A 21,254-nucleotide genomic window follows, 5' to 3' on the forward strand; every position below is an offset into this window, starting at 1 on the left:
CTGCTATAGTTTTTGGCGCGAACTCAGGTGAGCTTCAATTTCCGATCGCGATCGCCATACAGGGCGCAATTCCTTGCGAGCAAATAGCTGCAACTGATCGCCGGCGTGGGGCGAACCAGGTTGAGTGGCGTTGCCGTAACTGTTTAGCGCCATCGCTTTGACCGGATTCGAGAACTCAATCGCGGCCACAAAAGAATCGCCCGCCACCGCTTGAAAGCGATCGTCCTTCCCAGGAGCGAACCATACTGAGCGAAATACACCCAAAGCACCGTCAGCTCCATTTGCAGGCAGATTCGCCACCCCAGGCAATCGGAAGACTTCCCCCCATGCGACATCTAACGCGCCATAAGTTACCTCAACTTTGGTTGCTGTCGCTTCCAGCACCCGCACCGCCTCCGCAGGATTTGCCAACCCGTCTGGCGTCGTTAGCGGCGCATCTTCGCTCCAAGGTTTAGCGAATAACCGATCGGCATCCATCGCTTTTTTCCAAAAGGCAAACAGCACCGCACCGCGACTGTCAGCATCGACTTTGCGATCCCAAGTGGCGAGAACTTCCGCAGCGCGGCGCGCTTTTTCACTGCCTTGCCGTGCGGCGGGAATTAAATCATCGAGGAGGCGATCGGCGAGTTCTACCTGAGTGGAATGTTTGTATTGCATCAATTCATCGAAAGAGATTTTTTCATCTTCTAATAGCATTTTTGCCGATCGCTGCGATCGCAAGTCCATCGGGCCGCGCGGTGCCATGTAGGCGGGATAATTATCCGGTGCGATCGCGCTGGGAAACGTCGTTGTCCAAGGCGGATCGTTAGTATTTTGCAACCAACCGCTGGGCGGATCGACAACGCGCGGCAAATCCGCATAGGGATGATTTTTGCTCCACAAAGTCTCTGACGTATTGCCTGCGATCGTGCCTGACCAGTATTTAAAATCTCCTTTTTTGCGTATGGGGACTTGACCGTTAAACAAGTGCATGATATGCCCCTCACGATCGGCATACATGACGGTAAACAGAGGAATTTCCAAGCGCTTTAAAGCGGTTTCAAATTCAGAAAAATTCTTTGAGCGTGCCATATCCCACCACTGCTGAAGGGCTGCTGGTTTATCCAGTCCGACAACGCGCAGGGCGATCGCTTTGCCCTGTTTTTCTGTGACAATCGGTCCGTGAACAGAACGCCGCACGACTAGAGATTCCGATCGCAAATTTCCATTCTTTTCTTTGACTTTTAAAACCTTCTCTTCTCTGTCAAATTTTCGGACTTCGCCATCGAAGCGATAGCCATCGTTAGCGAGGGGCAATTCATAGGCATCCCAGCCATCGTGAGTGTTGACAGTATGAGTCCATCCCAAGTTGTCATTAAAGGCGATCGTTAATACAGGAAATCCGACGAGAGTCGCTCCGTAAGCGTTAATTTCTGGGGCAATCAGTTGCGCTTCGTACCATAAATATAAATCCGACCAAGGAAGGTGAGGATTTGCCAATAGCATGGCATTGCCGCTTTCAGAGCGCGAAGGAGCGATCGCCCAACCATTAGAGCCTTTGGGGGTATCATTTTCAGCGATATCTTCAAGGCGCTCTGGATCGACTACAAAAGTAAAATTGATGACGCGTTGCGCGTGTGCCAATACATCTGGAGGTTTGAGGGGCAATGCTACCTTTAATTCTTGGGTGAGCGCCTCTGGGTGTTCTTTTGCATAGGCATTCATTCCGCCAACAAAAGCATCGAGATAGTTGCGAAAAATGGGATTTTGTGATTCATACCACGCATTGGCGCGATTAGGAATTCCCATCGTTTGCACCCAGCGATCGGATTCCAGATAATCTTCGCCCCAAAATTCGGCAGCTTGCCCGCGAGCTTGGCCGTAAAGACGCAAAATCAGATTACCGTGACTTTGCATCTGCGCCCAGCCGAAAGCGTAGAAAAGGCTTTTACTATTCTCTCCATAAATATGTGGAATTCCATAGGTATCCCAAAGGATTTGATTGCCGATTTCAGGCGAGGATTGAACCCCATTATTTAGAAGCAAAACTAAAATAAAACTCATCAATAACGAGACAATCCGGCGACCTTGTTTTTTTAGTTGTAGAAACACTGGAAATTAATTGGCTAGGGTTAAACTGAGACATAACAGCATTTTCAACAAGCTGCACGAACAAAACGCCGAGGATTTAAATCCCTTTTATGGAGAACAAGGGAGAAAATTATACAAATCCGATGGCCAAAAACGTAACCTATCTACGTCTATCGGCGTCCATCTGCTGTTAAAAAAATAACACCTCTTCGAGACATCCAGAAAATCCGAAAAAACACCCTGTGTAAATCGGATGTGAAATTAAAAGCCCTCCGCTACGCTCACCAACTTGAAAAGCGCTATGAAACGCCCGTGTGTCGGCCCTAAAGCGCATTAATGCCATTGGTGAGGAGGAGGGGTAAACAAGTAGGGCGAGATAGGTTATAAGGTTATTTTTTAAGCTGCCCCTGTTGCCAAGTTCCCTCTACTTTCGTTCCATCTGCATATAGATAAGAACCTTGCCCGTGTTTCTGGCCGTTGAGGAATTCACCTTGATAGCGATCGCCATTGGCGTAAATACAGGTACCTTTGCCGTTGAACTGACCATCCCTAAATTCGCCTTCGCAGCGATCGCCATTAGCAAAAATAAAAACTCCTTTCCCGCTCATCTTACCCTTGACAAAAGTGCCTTTATAGCTATTTCCATTGGCGAACTCACGGACACCTTCACCACTAAATTCTCCATTGTCAAACGGCCCTTGATAACGTCCCCCTTCTTTAAAAGTAAACAACCCCTGACCTTGAAGGTTGCCCTTCACAAACTCTCCTTCATAGCGGTTGCCGTTCTGATATTCGCGAACCCCTTTACCGTGAAACTGCCCTTCACTAAATTGCCCCTCATAACGACCTCCTTCAGCAAAGGTATAAATTCCCTGCCCGTGAGGTAGATTATTCAGCAACTCTCCTTCGTAGCGGTTCTTATTAGCATATTGACAGACGCCTTTGCCGTTAACTTTTCCTTCTTTAATATCTCCTTCGCAACGAGTGCCATTACTGAACGTAAAAGCCCCGCGACCGCTGGGAGAACCATTGGTAAAAGAGCCTTCGTAACGAATGCCGTTAGTTGAGGTAAAAGTTCCTGTACCATCGAACTCACCGTTTTTAAAAGTGCCTTCGTAGCGGTTGCCGTTAGCAAATTCGCGGACACCTTGACCGTTGAATTCACCATCGGCAAATTCTCCTTGGTATCGACCTTCTTCTTTAAAAGTATAGATGCCTTGACCGTGAGGTTTGCCGTTGAGAAATTGGCCTTCGTAGCGATCGCCGTTGGCATATTGACAGATGCCGGGGCCGCTGAGTTTTCCCTCGCTCAATTCTCCCTCGCAACGTCCGCCATCGGGTAAAGTAATTACTCCTGCCATTGCGCTGTGAGGGTTGGCAAACAACAAAGCAATTCCCAAGTTGGAACCAAGTAATAGAGCGAGTCCAACTCGCTGAAGTTTACTTAATATTGGTGACGACATTCCCAAATTCATAATTCACAAAAAATTCAACTTTTAACTTTGCTATTCCTTGGACGGTGCTATAGAATTTCCAGCCAAATTGCTAGAGTCTCAAAAAAATCCCTAGTCAGTGAGCAGGAAGGTAATGGTTATTCTTTCTCCTTGAATGCCACTCTCTGATGGGGCATATTTCCTTTCTTCTACTGTTTTCATCGCTGCGCGATTCAAGTCGTTGTATTTGCTAGGAGTCAAGATCTTGATGTTGACTGTCTTACCGTTGGGGTCAATGTCACAAATGAGTTCCACTTGGCCTTGGCGCCCTTCTTCTCTGGCTGCGCTCGGATAGTTAGGTTTACCGCAGCCACTAATGCAAGTGCCTCCAGGCGTGCCGGGAGCGCGCGAAGGGCTCCCCCCTCTTCCTGGATTTGTCGGTTTTTGCCCTGACCCCGAACCGCTTCCAGAGCCTCCGCCTCCACGACCTCCGCCTCCAGAACCTCCGCCTCCAGAACCTCCGCCTCCAGGGCCTCCGCTTCCAGAGCCTCCGCTTCCAGAGCCTCCGCTTCCAGAGCCTCCGCCTCCAGGGCCTCCGCCTCCAGAACCTGGTAAGCCAGCCGTCGCCGATCTTCCCAATCGCCCCGAACCATCCCCAAATGGCTCTGAGGAAGGTAGGTCGCCATTTTCGCTGGCGCCAGATGGTGAGTTCGAGGCACTTCCTCCAGGGCTTCCACCTCCAGGGCTTCCGCCTCCGGGGCCACCAGAGGCAAGGTTTCCTAAACCTCCGATCGCATTTCCAGAATTGCCACCGCCTCCTGGCCTAGTAGGTGTGACAGGCGACCCGGCCCCGGGCGATCGCTGTATGGGCCCGGAAGAAGGATTTAATGGTTCTGAGGAAGGCTCCCCGCTACCCGCCGAAGCAGGCGGGTTATTATTTTCAGGGCTGGCTGGGGAGTTGGGATTTCCAGCATCGGTAAGGTCTGGGAGACTCCCACCACGCTTGGGGCGGGGTTCGGTAACGGGTGGTTCGCTTTTTGGAGGATCGGGCGAGGGAGTTTCGGGTTCGTTGGCGATCGGGGCTTTAGGAGTTTCTCGGGAATTAAAATCCTGTTGAGGTGGGGGAGAAGGCTTCTCTGGAATTGGTGGTGGCGCTACCGCTACGGGTGGCTTCTCTGGAATTGGTGGTGGCGTTACCGCTACGGGTGGCTTCTCTGGAATTGGTGGTGGCGTTACCGCTACGGGTGGCTCCTCTGGAATCGGCGGTGGCGTTACCGCTACGGGTGGCTCCTCTGGAATCGGCGGTGGCGTTACCGCTACGGGTGGCTCCTCTGGAATCGGCGGGGGCGTTACCGCTACGGGTGGCTCCTCTGGAATCGGCGGGGGCGTTGCGGCTACGGGTGACTCCTCTGGGGGACTTGGCTCTGCTGGCGGTTCTGGTTTGAACGTCTCAGGTGGGGGAGATACCTTTTCTGGAATAGTCGGCTCTGGCTGGGTTTCCTCTACTTTGGGTTCATCAAGCACAACAACTTCAATGGGTTCCTCTGCAAATTCAGCAGGTTCGACCAAGTTGAGGCTCAACGGCAGCGCGACACCGTGCAGTAAGCTTGAGGCTAATAGACTGATCGCCAGAACTTTTTTGAGAGCTTCTTCTTGTTGTTCTCTTTGCGTCGCCGAAATATTTGAAAAACTCATGCCTTATCAATCTCCTTGATGGATGGGTTGGCAACGTCCTCGCTGGCTCCCCCACATAACCCGAAACAAGCTACCAACAGCCTGTTGAGCTTGCTATCAATTATGAACCTACCCATCCTATAAGAAGACTGTCACCCTGTTCAAGACTCTTGCAATTAATTTTCATTATTTAATTTTGAGATAGTGACTAGACGCTACCAATCAGCATTTCCTTTGGGGGCGTCTACCTTGCTCTTATGGGCTCTGTCAATGTTCTGATTCTGGTAGGGCAAGGTTCAAAAATGCCTTAACTGCAATACTCTAGCCCGTAATATACCAACAAATTTCCACATTCTCAAGCTTTTCATAAAAATACTTTAATAAGTAAAGTTAATTTTACTTTTCCAGTTGATAGGTAATATTTATTTAAAAAGGTGGATCATGACTTGACAAACCCTGAACTTTGTGGAAACCTAGTTGAGAATCTTTAAAATTATTGAAGATTATTGTCAAGTCCTAACGCAAATATTTAGCAAAGAAGCACTGGCAGAACAATCTGTCGCGATCTCGGTCGTGATCACATTAGGAGCATTTTGGGTACAGACGAAGATAGTCACATACAGGTAGTGCGTTTGTGCGATCGCGATCGCGATCGCACTTGAGTGAAACAATTCGCAGCCTGAATCACTTGTGCCGACTTGACGCAGAAACTCTACCAGCCTTCGATCGGGCTAATTGCACCATTAGGCAGCTTGCGCTCACTCAACACAGCTAACGAGAATACAAACTAATGGATAATTTCATTTACATTTTTCGCGCTGGGGGCATTGTTTCTTGGCCGCTGCTTGCCTCGTCAATCGCAGCAGTCGCACTGATTTTAGAGCGTCTTGTCTTTTGGTTTAAAGTGAATCAGCGACAGCGGCGGGTCGTGCGGGAAGTGCTAAGACTTTACAGTCAAAACCCGGATTCCGCCATCAAAAAGTTACAAGTAAACGCTGATTTGCCGTTAGCCAGAATTTTTTTGGAAGCATTAGAATTAGACTCGCCCAACATCGAAGAATTTCGTTTGGTCTTAGAGAGTGCAGCTCAGGCAGAAATCCCCGTTTTGAAGCGATTCAATACAATATTTGACACCATTATCACCCTCTCCCCGCTATTTGGGTTGCTCGGAACAGTTTTGGGCTTAATTACCACCTTTGACTCCCTCAAACTGGGAGATGCTGCAGGCACCAATGCCGCGGGCGTTACCGGGGGGATTAGCGAAGCCCTCGTTTCTACGGCAATGGGGTTAGTGGTGGCAATCTTTACGCTCGTATTTGCTAATATGTTTCGTGGGTTTTACTTACAGCAGATTGCTTTTATGCAGGAAGCCGGAGGCCAGCTAGAGCTATTGTACCGTCACCACTACGAAAAACTACCAAGAGAATCTAACTATGCGCCTACCCGATGAACCTGATAGTATTCCCCAGATCAACATCGTGCCACTGATTGATGTAACCTTCGCCATATTGACGTTTTTCATTGTTTCCTCTTTGTCTTTATCCAAATCCGAGGGTCTACCCGTAAATTTACCGAAAGCATCAACCTCTCAAGTTCAGGACTCGCCTGCTAAAATTACCGTCACCATTGATGCTCAGGGAAAATTAATGGTTGATAAAAAGTCAGTCAACTTAGAGCAGATTGAGAGTACAGTGCGACAGGTAATGGGGTCAAATCCGAACTCATTAATTGTGCTGAATGCGGATAAAAGCGTCAATCACGGAAATGTTGTGGAAGTTATGGATCGATTACGCCGAATTAAGGGAGCTAAGTTAGGGATTGCTACGGCAAAGTAGAGAGTTCCTATAATTACTAATTTGTAATTCGCTCACATCATTAAACAGGAATTACCCCGTGAAAATTTACTAAAAAAAGCCTGTAAGCCTGATTAAAAGGTAGTCCTGAATAGTCTCTACGATTCAGGACTTTATTTGATAAAGCAGTTAAAAATTAAAGTCCTTACTGCCAACAAACAGCAAGGACTTTAATTATTTATTCCTGAGTTTTAAGGACGAACATCCTTACTAAACACGTTAAATACTTGCCATCACTTCACGCGCTGCAGCCAAAGTTCGATCGATATCTTCGTCAGTATGAGCCAAAGAAGTAAATCCCGCCTCAAACTGCGAAGGAGCAAGATAAATTCCGTGCTCCAACATTCCCCGGTGAAAGCGGCTGAACTTCGTCAAATCCGACTTCTTCGCATCCTCGTAATTGTGAACCGGGCCAGCCGCAAAAAACAAGCCAAACATCCCGCTAATTTGCCCGCCCCAAACCGCGTGTCCGGCTTCCTTAGCAATTTTTAGCAATCCGTCAGACAGTTTTTTAGTAATCTTATCCAACTGTTCGTAAGTGCCGGGTTTTTGCAGCAATTCCAAAGTCTTAATCCCAGCAGTCATCGCCAAAGGATTTCCCGAAAGCGTACCCGCTTGATACATCGGGCCAGCAGGAGCCACCATCCCCATAATATCCCGCCTTCCCCCGTAAGCTCCCACCGGCAAACCGCCACCGATAACTTTACCCAAAGTAGTCAAATCCGGGGTGACACCGAATCTTTCCTGAGCTCCGCCGTAGGCGATGCGGAAACCCGTCATTACTTCATCAAAAACTAACAAAGCACCGTTATCTTTAGTAATTTCCCGCAAACCTTCGAGAAAACCTGCATCCGGGGTAATAAAACCGGCATTCCCCACCACTGGTTCGAGAATTACGCCTGCTATCTCGCCGGGATTTTCGGCAAATAAAGCTTTGACTGCTTCTAAGTCATTGTAGGGAGCGTTGAGGGTATTGGCAGTAGTGGATTTCGGGACGCCCGGAGAGTCGGGAAGGCCCAGAGTTGCAACGCCGGAACCGGCTTTTACCAAGAACATATCGGCGTGTCCGTGATAGCAGCCTTCAAATTTAATCAGTTTATCGCGTCCGGTGAAAGCTCGCATCAGCCGCAAAACGGCCATACAGGCTTCGGTGCCAGAGTTGACAAATCGCACCATTTCAATGCTGGGAACGGCATCGATGACCATTTCGGCGAGTACGTTTTCCAACAGCGATGGCGCGCCAAAACTTGTACCTTTTTCTAAAGATTCGTGCAGGGCTTTGATGACTTCCGGGTGGGCGTGGCCGCAGATGGCTGGGCCCCAAGTGCCTACATAGTCAATGTATTGGTTGTCGTCAACATCCCAAATGTAGGCTCCTTTTACCCTGTCAAAGACGATGGGCTGTCCGCCTACGGATTTGAAGGCGCGCACGGGCGAACTGACGCCACCTGGCATCAACTTCTGGGCAGCGGCGAAAATTTCTTCGGATTTGGTCGTTTTCAAGGTTGTGGAAACCAATGTTTTCTCCTTAGTGAACGTCTGTTGTTGGTAGAATAATTTTATAACCGGTTCAACATAAAGGTTAGGTCGATTCAAGGAAACTATTCTAGTAGATTTTAGGGTACAAACCAATGAGTAGCAATACTAGCTTGGGTTTTTTAGGCTTTGTAGCACCCGCATCGATCGCCCTAAAGTGTAATTTTTTGTAAAAGAGTTCTTGACAATTTACCCCTCCCTTGCTCAATCTTCTCTCTTCCTTTGCGTCCTCTGCGTTCTCTGCGGTTAATTAAAAAAAATCTCCGACAGGAAAGCGTTAATCTATCTTACCAAGTTGAAATAAAATTATGTCTACTACTGATTTATCGAGTTTGAGCAGATCGATCCCAATTGAAAAGATTCGTTACGACGATCGCGGTTTAGTGCCTGCGATCGTCCAAGATTATTTGGACGGTACGGTGTTAATGATGGCCTGGATGAATCGGGAGTCGCTGCAAAAAACGCTCTCTACCGGGCAAACTTGGTTCTGGAGTCGTTCTCGTTGCGAATTGTGGCCAAAAGGCGCGACTTCGGGACACATTCAAAATGTCAAAGGGCTGCGCTACGACTGCGATAGCGATGCTTTGCTGGTGACTGTCGAACAAATCGGAGATATTGCTTGTCACACAGGAGAAAGAAGTTGTTTTCACCAAGTTGATGGGGAAATTTCACCGCCGCCAGGGGATATGTTATCTCAATTATTTGCGGTAATTTGCGATCGCCGTGATCATCCTAACGAAAGTTCTTATACTTGCAAGTTGTTCGAGGGCGGTGACAACAAGATTCTCAAGAAAATTGGCGAAGAGTCGGCGGAAGTTGTGATGGCTTGCAAAGATGACGACAAAGACGGGATTGCTGGGGAAGTTGCGGATTTATTTTATCATGCTTTGGTTGCTTTGGCTCACCATCAAGTTGATTTGAGAGAAGTTTACCGCAAATTGGGCGATCGACGAAAATAATCGGTAATTGGGAATGGGTAAGTGGTAATTGGGCATCGATAAGTGGGAGGCTATAACAGCGGTTTTTTTAACAACATTCGATCGAGCTTTTGCAAAATAAAAATAGCCGCGCCGACACTCAAAGCCAAACCCAACCAAAAATTATCTGCCGCCCATTTACCTCTATCCAAAGCCAAACCGCCCAGCGGCGGCCCGATTAAATAGCCTATCGCCCAACACTGAGAATTAACCGCCAAATACACTCCCCGTAAAGACTCTGGGGCTAAATCCACCACCAAAGCCGAAGCAAAAGGCGTATAAGCAACAGTCGCAACCGACAAAAAGCTCAAGCCTAAAACAGCTAAAAATAGATTGCCAGTTGCAGCCATTCCCGTCAAGCCGATCGCGATAAATCCCATTCCCCACAGCAGCGCCGAAATCATCAAAGCTTTCGAGTGGGAAAACCGCCTCAAAGCTTTAACAACCGGCAGTTGCAAAGCCACAGTTAAAAACGTGCTAAAAGCAAACAAAACAGTAATTGTACCAGTAGAAAAACCTGTTCGCGTCCCCACCGCCACAAACTTGTTAAAGTACAGTGGCATTGTGGTTTGGATTTGGGAAATATATAATGTGAACAGAGTATTTACTAAAGCATAAACTAGAAGACTTGGATCGCTCAGTGCCACCATCCAGCCATTTTTCCGATTTTTGTCGCCTCTATCCGTTGGATTAGCTGGTTTGTAAGTTTCGGCGATCGCGATCGCCACCACCGCAAACAGCACTAAAAACGAGATACCATCAATAATAAAGAGCGATCGATAATTCCCCGTTAACTCAATCAACAAACCGCCCAAAATAATCCCAACTTGCAAACCCAAATTATCAGCAAGCCGCGTCAAAGCAAAAGCCTCCTGTCGTTGTTCACCCTCCGTTAAATCCGCCACCATCGTCTCGGTTGGAGGCCAATACAAACCCACCCCAAAACCCATCAGTAAATTGCCCGCAATTAAGCCAACGAAATCATTAGTGGCCGCCAGTACAAAAGAAGCCACAGCACAAATAACTGCCGCCAGCAATAAAGTTCGCCGCCTTCCCCAAAATTTTGAATCGCAAAAAGAACCGCCCAAAATTCTGCCGAATATTCCCGAAACTGAACCACTACCCAAACCAATCCCAACAGCAGTAGCAGATAAACCCACGCGATCGACAAAAAATATCGGCGCGTAAAATAAAGTAAAACCGGTGCCACTTTGGGAGAGGAATCTGCCGGCAGCAAGAATCCAGACTTGAGGGGGGAGACGGGGCAACCAAGAGGATAATTGAAATTTAGGCATATACAGTTAAATTAGGAGTTATTTCTGGACGCAGAAACCTGGTTTTTTATGAAAAAAATACGTTCCTGTGTTTAATCAGGGTCAAAAACAGATATCTTTGGTCGCAGTGCATAAGTCCTGTGAGTAATTATTAATTTATTCGGTACTTTTTCCGAATTAGTATTAGTTAGCGGAGGTGATGACAAACATAAGTGAGCTTAACAATTCTTCAGGGTATGTTACACAAAAGTTACCATTAATTTAAAAATACTTAACAGAATTTGAGAAAAAAGTTAGTTAAACTCTAGAAAAGGCAGAAGAAAATTTTAGAGGGTCTAATTATATGACAGCTATTACAACATCAAGAGTGGAATCAATCAAACCGCGCTGGCAAGCAATTGTCATGGTGGCTCTAATTTTCTGGCTCAGCGTTAGCCTGATTTTGGATCTAGTCATTATGCCCAGTCTCTACGTATCTGGCATGATGACATCTCCCGAGTTTACAACAGCCGGAAATTTAATGTTCTGGGGATTCAACCGGGTTGAGTTAATCTGTTCGGGCCTGGTGGCAACGGGTTTGATGGTTTTGAGCAATTTAGTCGGTGACTTCGCCAAGCGCAGCCGCACAGCAATTTTATTATCATTGGTACTTCTGGCGATCGCCCTGATTGACACCTACGCCCTGACACCCCAAATGAGCGCCCTAGGAATCCAGCTAAATCTGTTCGATTCCGCAGCAGAAGTGCCCGCCGGGATGAATCTACTGCACCAAGGCTATTTTGCATTGGAAGCGCTGAAGTTGGCTGTCGCCGGTACCCTGCTGGGCTGGTGCTACCAAAACCAAGTTTAATCGATACAATGCTCAGAGGTTGAGTTGAGAAAAACTCAACCTGCAGCGGGGGGCGTGAATTCACGCCCCCCGCTAATTTTTTAAATTTTAGCGATCGAAAACGAGGCTTGAATTGCAGCCATTCTGTATTCATCGGCGTTAATCTGTGTTTATCTGCCCTCATCTGCGGTTAAAACAAGAGAATGTATTAACTAACCGCAGATGACAATGGATTGACTCTAATTCACGCAGATGAAGAGAATAGAGACATGAATAATCTCCGATGCTAACAGATTTGATATAACTATATTTTCGAGTTTCCTGACCCTCCCAAAAACGGATACTTGCGAACGACTCCTGTTGTGGAGAACTCAAAATTTTAGACTCTTGTTCAACTTCCTACATTCATCTGTGGAGTAAATCTAAAATCTAAAATCGACCGACGCCCCGCCCTACTCGGATGCTTCCGGTAAATCTGCTTTTGGCCACAGTAAGCGCAAGCCCATTACCGCAAATCCGATCGCTGCGAGTCCCTTTACCAGTCGTTCCGGCAACACCTCTGCAGTGCTGAAGCCGATCGCCACACCGATTAAACTCGCCAGCAGCAGCGCCGACGCGGTGCCGAAAAATACAGCCCGCGGCGAGTTACAACTACTGCCCAAGGCGATCACAGCTAATTGACTTTTGTCTCCCAATTCTGACAAAAACACTGTAATAAAACTGATTCCCAAAAGTTGCCAGTCCATATTTTTTTAGTTCTTAGTTAGCTATTGTAGAAATCTACGACTTACCGACAGGCAGACAATTAACCCAGCACTTCCCACAGCAGAATCGCCGAAATTGCCAGCAAAATCACTCCGGCTGCTCTCTCCAAAGTTCTCGGAGCAATCCGACTAGCCAGCCACCTTCCCAGCAACACCCCCAGCAAACTGGTTGCTATCAAAGCCGAACCCGCACCCGCAAAAACGATCCAAGGATTTCGAGATTCAGCCGTCATTAGCAAAATCGCAAGCTGAGTTTTGTCTCCTATTTCAGCTAAAAAAATAGTTGCAAAAGTCGAAGCAAAAACTGCCCAGTGCTTCGACTTCAGTTTCTTTTGTTCCTGACAAATATCGGGATTTACAGTCCCTGAGAGTTCAGCGGGCTCCGGGGTTAAAGCAGCACAAATATCAGTAACCTCTTTTATTTGTAGTTGTACCTGTTGTGGCAAATCATAATTGAGGTTTACTGAGTCAGAAGCAGACAAGCTTGGCGGAACAGAATCAAGTTTCACGGGCAATGAGTGCTAAAAGCTATTTATTTTTGACTTGTACTTTTGATTCTAACTCTCTCGGTGCCTGCTTTTACCAAACCAGGGTCATCTTTTTCCCCCGAGCTTTCAGCAACTGATTCCTGGAACCACTCACCGCACCCAAAAACGGATACAAGCCCCCCGATTTATCTGTCGAGTCAATCTAAAATCTAAAATCTAAAATCTAAAATTGACTGACTGACTGGTTCATGTGCCGTAAGTTCGATCGCCCGCATCTCCCAAACCAGGTACAATAAAGCCCTGTTCGTTGACTATTTCGTCGATCGTTGCCGTGTAAATCATCAAACTCGGGTACTCTGCACTCAGCCTCTTCAAAGCCGGAGGAGCAGCCACCACAGAGATAATCCGAATCAAGCTCGGGTCAATTCCCCGCTTCGTCAATTCCTGCATTGTCGCTATAATCGTGCCGCCAGTCGCCAGCATCGGCTCGCTAATTATCACCCGCGTTTCCGGGTTAAACTGCGCCGGCAATTTGTTCAAATAACAAGTCGGTTGCAGCGTCTCCTCATTTCTTGCCATGCCGAGGTGGTAAACCGAAGCCAGCGGTACAACCGTCTGAATTCCTTCGAGCAGTGCCAAACCCGCCCGCAAAATCGGTACCACAACTAACGGAGCTTCCGGGTTGATAAAAGTCGCCGGACATTCGCCCACAGGGGTCTGCACCGTCGTTTCCACTGTCGGCAGCCATTCTCGAATCGCCTCGTAAGCCAGCCACCTTCCCAATTCTGTCATCGCAGAACGAAAAAGTACCGAGGGGGTGGCCGCGTCGCGGGCAACAGCCAGCCAGTGTTTAATTAATGGATGCGGGGGAACGTAAACGCGCAGTTGCAGGGACATTAGAAAATTGGGGAGAGTGCTAGGTTTGAGAAATTTTATGCGGTGCGGTCGATCCTCTTCGAGGGCTTCCCCAACGGGCGATCGATCGCTCTGTGCAACTTATCACATCCTTGAGGACGCATACAAGCCAGAGATTGAGAATCGACATCTTGCACTATTTTCAAGATTACCGTCACAGGCTCAAACCTCCGCCGCACTACCGGGCTATTGCAACAAGCACCAGCCCTCGGTTAGAACTGACATCTTGCACCATTGTTAATAAGCCTTTCACGGGCCGGCTCTCCTGCCCAACCCCTACTCCCCACAAGAAAACTCACTCTTTGTGGAACAGGCCCGAAAGCCTGTTCTTGAGAATTTTGCCAGATGTGAGTTAGAGCCCATTCGCCGATCGACCTCCATCAGCTTATTGAAATATTTTTCCAATAGTATTGACATTAATTAGCAACAAGGCTATAGTGATTTTTAGTGTTCTCCTCTCAAAGGATCGGCAGACGGGGGCAGTCGGCAATGGTAGACTGTTCCCGCATTTTTTTTGAGGAAAGAAGAAGGAAGAAGTCCGATGCAAGTCGGAAGAAGTCAAGGGTGAAGAGGGAAGAGGGAAAAAGGCAGAAGGCTAGATATGCAAAGGGAAAATAGCAGAGGCAACAGTTCAGGGAGGGCGATCGACTGTAAAATCATAGAAATATTAAGATTTTTAACCCAATGTCAGCTCCTACCCAATCCCAGTTATTTTCTCCCAACTCCCGCCCTATACAGCAAGAGTTTGATGTAATTGTCATCGGTTCCGGCATTGGCGGACTCGTGACAGCCACCCAGCTAGCCACTAAGAAAGCCAAAGTTTTAGTGCTCGAAAGCTATACAATTCCCGGGGGTAGCGCTGGATATTTCGATCGAGAAGGCTACAGATTCGATGTCGGCGCCTCCATGATTTTTGGCTTCGGACAGCGTGGTACCACCAACCTCCTCACCCGCGCCCTGAAAGCAGTCAACGTCACTTTAGAAACGATTCCCGACCCCGTACAGCTTCACTATCACTTACCCAGCGGCTTGGAACTTGAAGTTCCCCAGGCTTATGATAAATACTTGCAAGAATTAACAGACAGGTTCCCTCACGAACGCGAAGGAATCCACAAATTTTACGGCGAATGCTGGAACGTCTTTAACTGCCTCAACGGGATGGAATTGCTATCCCTAGAAGAACCCGGATATCTAGTCCGAGTCTTTTTTCAGAATCCTTTAGCCTGTTTGGGGTTAGTAAAATATCTGCCTCAAAATACTGGCGACATTGCGCGGCGCTACATAAAAGACCCTACTTTGCTGAAATTTATCGACATGGAATGCTACTACTGGTCTGTAGTACCTGCAGACTTGACGCCGATGATTAATGCCGGAATGGTATTTTCCGACAGACATTACGGTGGCATAAATTATCCCAAAGGCGGAGTCGGTCAAATCGCCCAGAAATTAGTCGAAGGATTAGAAAAATGCGGCGGGAAAATTCAATACAAAGCTAAGGCGAAAAAAATTATTACACAAAAGGGTCGCGCTGTGGGAGTCGAGCTAGCAACCGGCGAAGTTTACCGGGCAAAGCGGATAGTTTCTAACGCCACGCGATGGGATACTTTCGAGAAGTTGCTGCCTGCAGAAGAGATGCCCGCTAGCGAGAAGAAATGGCAGCAGCGCTATCAAAAAGCCCCCAGTTTCTTGAGTTTGCATTTGGGAGTGGAAGCAAGCGTAATCCCTGCGGGTAGTGCCTGCCACCACATTTTGTTAGAAGATTGGGACAAAATGGAAGCGCCGGAAGGAACAGTTTTGGTGTCAATCCCGACCGTGCTCGACCCGGATTTAGCTCCCGCAGGATATCACATAGTTCACGCTTTTACTTCGAGTTGGATGGAAGAGTGGGAAGGACTTTCACAGCAGGAATATGAGGAGAAAAAGGAAGAGGCGGGAGGGAGAATTATTGAAAGATTAGAAAAGATTTTTCCCGGTTTAGATGCCGGTTTGGATTATATGGAAGTTGGGACAGCGCGTTCTCACCGTCGCTTTTTGGGACGCGAAGACGGAACTTACGGGCCGATTCCGCGACAGAAGCTAATGGGTTTGCTGGGAATGCCGTTTAATCGAACTTCTATGCCTGGTTTATATTGTGTGGGTGACAGTACGTTTCCCGGACAGGGTTTAAATGCGGTGGCATTTTCTGGGTTTGCTTGCGCGCACCGAATTGCGGTTGATTTGGGTTTTTAGCGGTAGTAGTAGGGTGCCTCAGATTGTCCGCTTGAAATACGACATAAAATGTGAGGCTCTGGGGCAGCCTACAAAAAGACTAAAAACCCGGTTTCTGGAGAGAAACCGGGTTTTAACCTCAAAATTGGTGTTTTCCATTCTTTTAATGAGTTTACTGGTCGTAGCTGCCGCCGACGCCGATTTGGGTATTGTAGATTTTCGCATCTGTGATCGTCATATCTTTCATTGATGCGCCGGATACGTCAGCGGTGTTAATGATGGCTGCGGTCAGATCTGCCCGATCGAGGTCTGCGTCATTTAAACTGGCATTAGTCAGGAAAACTTGGGTCAAGTTAGCACTCGTCAAGTTAGCACCCGTCAAGTCAGCACCTTCGAGGTTGGCACTAGATAGGTTTGCTCCTCGTAAATTTGCTTCTCTTAAATCAGCACCAATTAAATGAGCTCCCGTTAAATCTGCTCCTGACAAGTCGCACTTAAAACATTGCCCGGTTGACAATAACTGTTTGACGTGAGCGGGATTTTCAGCGCGAGCCGGACCGGCCAACAGTAGGGGAGTAATTAAAAAAGTAGCGGCTAATAGATTGCGTTTCATAATCCCTTTTCCTCACCAGACTCTGTATGTAACTTCTTGTGTTGATATCTACAATCTTACCACGGTTGTTTTCGCAAGTTGCGATCTAATTCACAGATGGGCTGTGATATCGATTGCCCTCAACCACGCATAGATGGTCTCGACAAGCTCGCAAAACATAATTTCGCAAAACTTAACACTGCCGAACTGAATACAGTGCCTTTTTGTAGTAACCTTTTCTAGGTTAGCTGAAATAGGCAACAGATGTGTCTTTCTGAAGATGGAGATAATTCGCAATGCTATGGATGATTTTAGCGGCGATCTTATCGCAAAAAGTTCACAAAAAATACCTGGTTTTCAATAAAAGTGTCACGAGATAGAAAATTTAATTTAAAATAAAGATCAGCTTATAACTTTATAGGTAGAGGCAAAGCAGTCACTGGTCTGATCCCCAGCCCAACTTCGGCTGCATTTTTAACAATAAGTTTAATTAGGTCTCAGCAGCGCAGTAAAAATCCACCTAGTGCTTGGAAATCAGCACTTTTTTGGAATGTCGCAGAGTCCACGCGATCGCAAAACTCAATTAAATATGCTCAAAAACGATTCATCCAAGTATCTGCCAACCTTAGCTCAAGTAATTGACCGCTACCCCTTGACAGTTGCGCCCGATACCCCACTAGCAGAAGTAATTACCCTGATGGGCCAACGGCGCGGAACTTGCTCTCTAAACGCAGACATTCCACCAACCGATATCTATCAGCCACTAACAGAAATCGCAAATCCCCCCACCTCAAGTGCATTTAGAGACGCGACAGGTATCTGCGTCTTTGTCGTGGAAGAATCCCTAGAAAAATTATCCTCGCACTCTGCTCCACATTCTCAATTGCAAGGAATCTTCACCGAAAGGGATCTTGTCGATTTGATTGCCTCGGGCAAAAACTTAAAAGGTATCACCATCGCAGAAGTAATGAGGCAGCCTGCTGCAACTCTCACAAAATCCGAGACTCAAGACATTTTCAGCGCCCTAATTCTGCTGGGGCAACGAAGAATTAAGCATTTACCAATATTGGATAGTGAAGGTCAACTCTTAGGAGTAATTACCCCGGAAAGCATTCGCCAAGCCATGCTGAAACCGGCAAATATCTTACAAATGCGCCGCGTGAAAGAAGTAATGACAGCACAAGTCATTCAAGCACCTCGCTCCGCGTCAGTTAGGAGTTTAGCCGAGTTGATGGCCCAGCACCGCGTTAGCTGCGTAGTAATTACCGAATCAACAGAATTATCGATGAATTTACCGTTCCCCATTCCAGTAGGTATAGTCACAGAACGGGATATTGTCGAATTTCAAGCTTTAGATATAGATTTGTCGCAAACGATCGCCCAAACTGTGATGAGTACCCCCTTATTTAGCCTCAAGCAAGAAGACTCGCTGTGGGTAGCTCATCAGGAAATGCACCAGCGTTTAGTCCGCAGGTTAGTAGTAACGGGGGAAGAGGGAGAACTCCTGGGAATAGTTACTCAAACCAACATACTTCGCGTACTTGACCCGATGGAAATGTCCGGGGCGATCGATGTTCTGCACGATTCAGTGGCACAAAGGACTAGGGAATTGCAAAAAGCGATCGCATCCCTGAGCTTGACTAACGCCAGACTAGAAAGGGAAATTGCTACCCGCGTGCGGGCCGAGGCCAGGCTCCACCTTTTAGAATCTGCTGTAGTGAACGCTAACGACGCAATCGTGATTATGGATGCCGGAGACAGCGATATCTCCGACCCCACCATCATCTATGCCAACGAAGCTTTTACCCAAATGACGGGCTACCTACCCGAAGAAATCATCGGGAAAACCCCCAGTTGCTTGCGTGGCCCAGAAAGCGACCCAACCCAAGTCGCTAAAATTCGCCGTAGTTTCTCTCGCCGAGAACCCCTACGCGTAGAATTGATTAACTACCGCAAAGACGGTTCAACATATTGGGTGGAACTCAACAGCGTACCCATTGCCGACACCTCCGGGAACGTTACCCACTGGGTGTCGGTGCAGCGAGATATTACCGATCGCAAGCGCATGGAACAAGCATTTTTTGAAGAAAAAGAACTCGCTCAGGTTACTCTACAATCGATCGGCGATGCCGTAATCACTACTGACGCCGACGGCTGCATTTCCACCCTTAATCCAGTTGCCGAAACACTCACGGGTTGGTCTACATTGGAAGCTAAAGGTTTGCCCCTCGCCCGCGTGCTGAGAATAGTTGACGAAACTACCAGGTGGCCGATCGAAAATATCGCCGAAATCGCTTTGGGCGAAGGTCGGATTGTTGACCAAGGACACAACAGCTTGCTGATTGACCGCAACAACACCGAATTTGCGATCGACCACTGCGTCGCCCCCATCCACGCTAGCAACGGCGAAATTGTCGGGGCCGTCGTTGTGTTCCGAGATGTTACGCAAGTGCGAACTCAAGCGCGGCAACTCACCTGGCAGGCAACTCATGACCCCCTGACGCAATTAGTCAACCGCCGGGAATTTGAGTACCAGCTAGAGCACGCCTTACACGGCGCTCAAGGTTACGGGCAAGAACACGTGATGCTTTACCTGGATCTCGATCGCTTCAAAATAGTTAACGACACCTGCGGTCATGCTGCAGGGGACGAACTACTGCGCCAAGTCAGCCAGCTATTTAAAAGCAATATCCACAAAACCGATATTTTGGCGCGTCTGGGTGGCGATGAATTTGCCGTACTCCTGTACAATTGTCCCGTCGAACGAGGATTGAATGTTGCAGAATCGCTGCTGCGAAGCATTCAGCGATTCCGCTTTGCGTGGCAGGATAAAACTTTTTCGATCGGCGTCAGTATCGGTTTGGTAGCAATCAATCCCAAAACAGCCTCGACATCTGCGATTTTGAGCGCGGCCGATATGGCCTGCTACGCTGCTAAAAATAAAGGTCGCAACCGGGTGCAGGTTTATCAAGCCGGCGATCAAGAATTAATCAAACAGCACGGCGAAACCGAGTGGGTGGTGCAAATTCATCAAGCTTTAGAAGAGAATCGCTTTTGCTTGTATTCTCAGCCGATCGTACCTTTGCTCAACTCACCAACTACCGGAACCCACCGCGAAATCCTCCTGCGCCTCCAGCTTGAAACTGGTGAGTTGGTGTCGCCGATGGCGTTTATTCCAGCGGCCGAACGCTACAACTTGATGCACGCGATCGACCGCTGGGTAATTCGCACTTTATTTAGCAATTTATCTAAAATTTTCACGGCAAATTTATTAGTCCAAAACCCCGGGGTAGACAGCGATAAAATAGTTACCTTCCCTGCTTGCTCTATTTTGTCTAATCCGCAATCCTCATTTGGCAAATATCCCAGCCTTTATTCGATCAACCTTTCTGGGGACAGCCTCAACGAAGAAAAGTTTATCGAGTTTATTCAGGAGCAGTTTTCCATCCATCAAATACCGCCGCAAATAATTTGTTTTGAAATTACAGAAACCGTGGCGATCGGTAATCTCAGTAAGGCAGCCAGCTTGATTTGGCAACTCAAGGAACTAGGCTGCCAGTTTGCCTTGGACGACTTCGGCAGCGGGATGTCTTCCTTTGCTTACCTGAAAAGCTTGCCGGTTGATTATCTCAAAATAGACGGCAATTTTATTAAGCATATTGTCGATAATCCTATTGATATCGCAATGGTGGAAGCTATTACCAAAATCGCTCACGTCATGGGCATTAAAACTATTGCCGAGTATGTGGAAAATCAAACAATTATGGATAAAATCAATGAACTAGGGGTAGATTACGCTCAAGGCTATCATTTGGGAAAACCTCAGCCTTGTAACTTCACATCTCCTATTTTAGAAGAAGTTTTGGGGGAGTTTCCTGTTAATTCTTTGGCTTTTGAGGCTAAGCTGGCTTGTTGAAGAAGGAAGTGTGGCAACGAGCCAGCAATGGGATTTAACCGATTTAACGGAGGGATGTTGAGCGATGAAGGAAAAGGGAGATTTTAAGTTCTCACATCGTTTACTGTTGTTTCGGAATGATTTAACCGCAGAGACCGCAGAGGGCGCTGAGTCTCCAGAAGAGAGAGATGAATAATTCTGATACCAACGAATTTGATATCAGATCAATTCCCCATTCCCCACTACCCATTACCTTCTACATTACTTTCCGCCGCTTCAATGTACTGACTGTCTAACAAAAAAGCACCTTTTTCAAAGCGAATTCCCCAATAATTGCCGGGACGCCGATCGATTACAACACCTTCAGCGCCGATCGCAATTAAATTCGCAGGCCGCAGCATCGGCATCGGTTCGGCAGTTTTGACGTAAGGCGGCATCGCCACAACTCGGACTTTTTGACCGATTGTAAATTCTTTTTCCATGACCTTTATTCCCTAAAAAAACACGGCGATAAAGGAATTTTAACACGGATACGCGGATGGATTTAATTATCTTACTATCTGTCCAATGTTAGGGAGTTTTACAAGTTTGGGTTTATTCTATAAATTCCAACAAATTTCAGTCCCCAAGGGGAAAAAGGTACTGTGTCACCTTTCGCCCGTTGGGGCGGATAGGAAAGGAATGTTTCTGTTTGATTGATTAATGGATTAGGGATGGATAATAAAAGGGAGAATTATAAAGCGTAA

General features: G+C 47.4%; 16 protein-coding genes. 6 read left to right on the top strand and 10 right to left on the bottom strand.

Translation table 11 applies throughout. From position 1 onward, the window contains the following. Nucleotides 1-3 precede the first annotated feature (3 nt). From D0A34_00040 to D0A34_00050, 3 genes are all read right to left on the bottom strand, one after another. On the bottom strand, nt 4-2,043 hold the full coding sequence (locus tag D0A34_00040) for an acylase (protein ID UNU17460.1): 2,040 nt from the start codon (nt 2,041-2,043) through the stop codon (nt 4-6). A 416-nt stretch (nt 2,044-2,459) separates the two neighbouring features. Then, nucleotides 2,460-3,533, bottom strand: a complete 1,074-nt coding sequence (locus D0A34_00045) for a hypothetical protein (GenBank protein UNU22106.1) — start codon at nt 3,531-3,533, stop codon at nt 2,460-2,462. A gap of 102 nt (nt 3,534-3,635) precedes the next feature. Continuing rightward, nucleotides 3,636-5,198, bottom strand: coding sequence for a TonB family protein (locus D0A34_00050; GenBank protein ID UNU17461.1), 1,563 nt, complete (start codon nt 5,196-5,198; stop codon nt 3,636-3,638). A 769-nt stretch (nt 5,199-5,967) separates the two neighbouring features. Here D0A34_00050 and D0A34_00055 point away from each other — a divergent pair. Together D0A34_00055 and D0A34_00060 are read left to right on the top strand one after the other, a co-directional pair. Continuing rightward, nucleotides 5,968-6,627: a MotA/TolQ/ExbB proton channel family protein gene (locus D0A34_00055; GenBank protein ID UNU17462.1), complete on the top strand. Its 660-nt coding sequence runs from the start codon at nt 5,968-5,970 to the stop codon at nt 6,625-6,627. Next, the gene (locus tag D0A34_00060; protein UNU17463.1) at nt 6,611-7,012 is read left to right on the top strand and encodes a biopolymer transporter ExbD; all 402 of its coding nucleotides are present in this window, start codon (nt 6,611-6,613) and stop codon (nt 7,010-7,012) included. The genes D0A34_00055 and D0A34_00060 overlap by 17 nt, the downstream gene beginning before the upstream one ends. 237 nt (nt 7,013-7,249) lie before the next feature. Here D0A34_00060 and hemL read toward each other — a convergent pair whose 3' ends face one another. Then, nucleotides 7,250-8,548 carry a glutamate-1-semialdehyde-2,1-aminomutase gene (gene hemL / locus D0A34_00065; GenBank protein UNU17464.1) on the bottom strand — a complete coding sequence of 433 codons (1,299 nt, stop codon included), beginning with the start codon at nt 8,546-8,548 and terminating at the stop codon, nt 7,250-7,252. 326 nt (nt 8,549-8,874) lie between these two features. On the opposite strand from hemL, the gene D0A34_00070 reads away from it, so the two are divergent. Then, a complete protein-coding gene (locus D0A34_00070; protein ID UNU17465.1) occupies nt 8,875-9,525 on the top strand; it encodes a bifunctional phosphoribosyl-AMP cyclohydrolase/phosphoribosyl-ATP diphosphatase HisIE in 651 nt (216 codons plus the stop codon). A 50-nt stretch (nt 9,526-9,575) separates the two neighbouring features. Here the strand turns inward: D0A34_00070 and D0A34_00075 are convergent, their stop codons facing one another. Then, nucleotides 9,576-10,838 (bottom strand): MFS transporter, encoded by a 1,263-nt coding sequence (locus D0A34_00075; GenBank protein UNU17466.1) that lies wholly within the window; start codon nt 10,836-10,838, stop codon nt 9,576-9,578. Nucleotides 10,839-11,160: 322 nt separating this feature from the next. On the opposite strand from D0A34_00075, the gene D0A34_00080 reads away from it, so the two are divergent. Further along, entirely contained in the window at nt 11,161-11,667 is a 507-nt protein-coding gene (locus D0A34_00080) for a DUF4149 domain-containing protein (GenBank protein ID UNU17467.1), read from the top strand. Between the two features lie 431 nt (nt 11,668-12,098). On the opposite strand, the gene D0A34_00085 is transcribed toward D0A34_00080, so the two are convergent. The 3 genes from D0A34_00085 to D0A34_00095 form a co-directional block, all read right to left on the bottom strand. Continuing rightward, complete coding sequence (locus tag D0A34_00085) at nt 12,099-12,392, bottom strand: UPF0016 domain-containing protein (protein ID UNU17468.1); 294 nt, start codon at nt 12,390-12,392, stop codon at nt 12,099-12,101. Nucleotides 12,393-12,451: 59 nt separating this feature from the next. Further along, entirely contained in the window at nt 12,452-12,919 is a 468-nt protein-coding gene (locus D0A34_00090) for a UPF0016 domain-containing protein (GenBank protein UNU17469.1), read from the bottom strand. Between the two features lie 225 nt (nt 12,920-13,144). After that, on the bottom strand, nt 13,145-13,795 hold the full coding sequence (locus tag D0A34_00095) for a uracil phosphoribosyltransferase (protein UNU17470.1): 651 nt from the start codon (nt 13,793-13,795) through the stop codon (nt 13,145-13,147). 702 nt (nt 13,796-14,497) lie between these two features. On the opposite strand from D0A34_00095, the gene crtH reads away from it, so the two are divergent. Further along, nucleotides 14,498-16,042, top strand: coding sequence for a carotene isomerase (gene crtH / locus D0A34_00100; protein ID UNU17471.1), 1,545 nt, complete (start codon nt 14,498-14,500; stop codon nt 16,040-16,042). A 151-nt stretch (nt 16,043-16,193) separates the two neighbouring features. On the opposite strand, the gene D0A34_00105 is transcribed toward crtH, so the two are convergent. Next, nucleotides 16,194-16,634, bottom strand: a complete 441-nt coding sequence (locus D0A34_00105; GenBank protein ID UNU17472.1) for a pentapeptide repeat-containing protein — start codon at nt 16,632-16,634, stop codon at nt 16,194-16,196. 529 nt (nt 16,635-17,163) lie between these two features. Here D0A34_00105 and D0A34_00110 point away from each other — a divergent pair. After that, entirely contained in the window at nt 17,164-20,529 is a 3,366-nt protein-coding gene (locus D0A34_00110) for an EAL domain-containing protein (GenBank protein ID UNU17473.1), read from the top strand. A gap of 221 nt (nt 20,530-20,750) precedes the next feature. Here D0A34_00110 and D0A34_00115 read toward each other — a convergent pair whose 3' ends face one another. Continuing rightward, nucleotides 20,751-20,990: a DUF3148 domain-containing protein gene (locus D0A34_00115; protein UNU17474.1), complete on the bottom strand. Its 240-nt coding sequence runs from the start codon at nt 20,988-20,990 to the stop codon at nt 20,751-20,753. Nucleotides 20,991-21,254: the final 264 nt, after the last annotated feature.

The sequence above is a fragment of the Microcoleus vaginatus PCC 9802 genome (genome assembly GCA_022701275.1).
Taxonomy (GTDB): Bacteria; Cyanobacteriota; Cyanobacteriia; order Cyanobacteriales; family Microcoleaceae; genus Microcoleus; species Microcoleus vaginatus_A.

What these genes read in the sequence shown, in the direction of transcription:
- D0A34_00060 (UNU17463.1), top strand. Translation starts at nt 6,611, where the DNA reads ATGCGCCTACCCGATGAACCTGATAGTATTCCCCAGATCAACATCGTG.
- D0A34_00080 (UNU17467.1), top strand. Translation starts at nt 11,161, where the DNA reads ATGACAGCTATTACAACATCAAGAGTGGAATCAATCAAACCGCGCTGG.
- D0A34_00045 (UNU22106.1), bottom strand. Translation starts at nt 3,533, where the DNA reads ATGTCGTCACCAATATTAAGTAAACTTCAGCGAGTTGGACTCGCTCTA.
- D0A34_00095 (UNU17470.1), bottom strand. Translation starts at nt 13,795, where the DNA reads ATGTCCCTGCAACTGCGCGTTTACGTTCCCCCGCATCCATTAATTAAA.
- D0A34_00105 (UNU17472.1), bottom strand. Translation starts at nt 16,634, where the DNA reads ATGAAACGCAATCTATTAGCCGCTACTTTTTTAATTACTCCCCTACTG.
- D0A34_00070 (UNU17465.1), top strand. Translation starts at nt 8,875, where the DNA reads ATGTCTACTACTGATTTATCGAGTTTGAGCAGATCGATCCCAATTGAA.
- D0A34_00075 (UNU17466.1), bottom strand. Translation starts at nt 10,838, where the DNA reads ATGCCTAAATTTCAATTATCCTCTTGGTTGCCCCGTCTCCCCCCTCAA.
- D0A34_00085 (UNU17468.1), bottom strand. Translation starts at nt 12,392, where the DNA reads ATGGACTGGCAACTTTTGGGAATCAGTTTTATTACAGTGTTTTTGTCA.
- D0A34_00110 (UNU17473.1), top strand. Translation starts at nt 17,164, where the DNA reads ATGTCGCAGAGTCCACGCGATCGCAAAACTCAATTAAATATGCTCAAA.
- D0A34_00050 (UNU17461.1), bottom strand. Translation starts at nt 5,198, where the DNA reads ATGAGTTTTTCAAATATTTCGGCGACGCAAAGAGAACAACAAGAAGAA.
- D0A34_00040 (UNU17460.1), bottom strand. Translation starts at nt 2,043, where the DNA reads ATGAGTTTTATTTTAGTTTTGCTTCTAAATAATGGGGTTCAATCCTCG.
- D0A34_00055 (UNU17462.1), top strand. Translation starts at nt 5,968, where the DNA reads ATGGATAATTTCATTTACATTTTTCGCGCTGGGGGCATTGTTTCTTGG.
- D0A34_00115 (UNU17474.1), bottom strand. Translation starts at nt 20,990, where the DNA reads ATGGAAAAAGAATTTACAATCGGTCAAAAAGTCCGAGTTGTGGCGATG.
- crtH (UNU17471.1), top strand. Translation starts at nt 14,498, where the DNA reads ATGTCAGCTCCTACCCAATCCCAGTTATTTTCTCCCAACTCCCGCCCT.